This is a genomic window from Leisingera sp. F5 (assembly GCF_001593695.1).
On record NZ_LUKH01001470.1, the window covers coordinates 1 to 1,008 of the forward strand.

The 1,008-nt window shown below is 59.1% G+C and carries 2 protein-coding genes and 1 pseudogene; all 3 read left to right on the forward strand.

The window, feature by feature from the left end; genetic code table 11:
• Positions 1-176, forward strand: a 176-nt coding sequence (locus tag A2I95_RS42330) for a TauD/TfdA family dioxygenase (RefSeq protein WP_291738208.1), incomplete at its 5' end; no start/stop codon positions are given.
• Positions 177-179: 3 nt separating this feature from the next.
• Positions 180-785, forward strand: a complete 606-nt coding sequence (locus A2I95_RS42335) for an HD domain-containing protein (protein WP_027258911.1) — start codon at positions 180-182, stop codon at positions 783-785.
• A pseudogene (locus A2I95_RS42340) lies at positions 782-1,008 on the forward strand (ureidoglycolate hydrolase); the annotation flags it as partial. The gene A2I95_RS42335 and the pseudogene A2I95_RS42340, both read left to right, overlap by 4 nt.

Below are 1,008 nucleotides of genomic sequence, written 5' to 3' on the forward strand. Positions count from 1 at the left end.
TGGGTGTTGCGTTCAAACTGGAGCCCGGCGAGAGCTTTATCGTCGATAACACCCGCGTGTTGCACGCCCGCCTTGGCTATTCCGGATCGGGCTCCCGCTGGCTGCAGGGGTGCTACGCCGACAAGGATGGGCTGCTGTCGACCCTGAACGTTCTGAACGCCCAGAAGGAGGGTTGAACAATGAGCAAGCCGGATTTCAGCACGCTGACCCAGGACAACATTGTCGCCTTCATCGGTGATATCTTTGACCGCCGCGGCGACGAGGAATACCTGGGCGAGCCGGTCACCATGACCGAACATATGTTGCAGGGCGCCACCATTGCCGAAGCCAACAACCAGCCGGAAGAGATCATAGTAGGCGCACTTCTCCACGATATCGGCCATTTCACCAGCGAGTTCGGCACCTTCTCCATGGATGACACTGAAGACCGGTTTCACGAGGAGGCTGGCGCCGAGGTACTGGAGCAGTTCTTCCCTTCGGTGATCACCGATTGCGTGCGCTATCACGTGGCAGCGAAACGCTATCTCTGCGCCACCAAGCCGGAATATTTCAACCGTTTATCAGTCGCTTCCATCCATTCCTTGAACCTGCAGGGCGGACCCATGAATGCAGAAGAAGTGGCTGAGCTGGAGCAAAACCCGAACCTCAAGCAGATCATTGCGGTGCGCTATCTGGATGAGGCCGGCAAACGCGCGGATATGGACACGCCCGATTACTGGCATTTTGCACCTATGGTGCAGCGAATGGTCGACAGGCATATGGGTGCAGGAAGTACTGAAAAATGAGCGCGCCGGAGTACATCTTTGAGGCCAGCTCCAAACCGTCTCTGCCGTGGCACGAGGTGCCGCTGATCCGGGCGACCGAGGAAAGCGTCGAGGGCTATGGTTGCCTGGTGGAGGATCCGGGCGCCTTCGAGATCGAGATTGTCCAGTGGCCTGCCCAGGGTTGGCGCCCGATCGACGAGGGCACCGGGGATGAGGGGGGCTGGGTCGAGGGCACATTCCGCTG

Coding starts and splice junctions, on each gene's coding strand:
- A2I95_RS42335 (WP_027258911.1), top strand. CDS start 180: ATGAGCAAGCCGGATTTCAGCACGCTGACCCAGGACAACATTGTCGCC.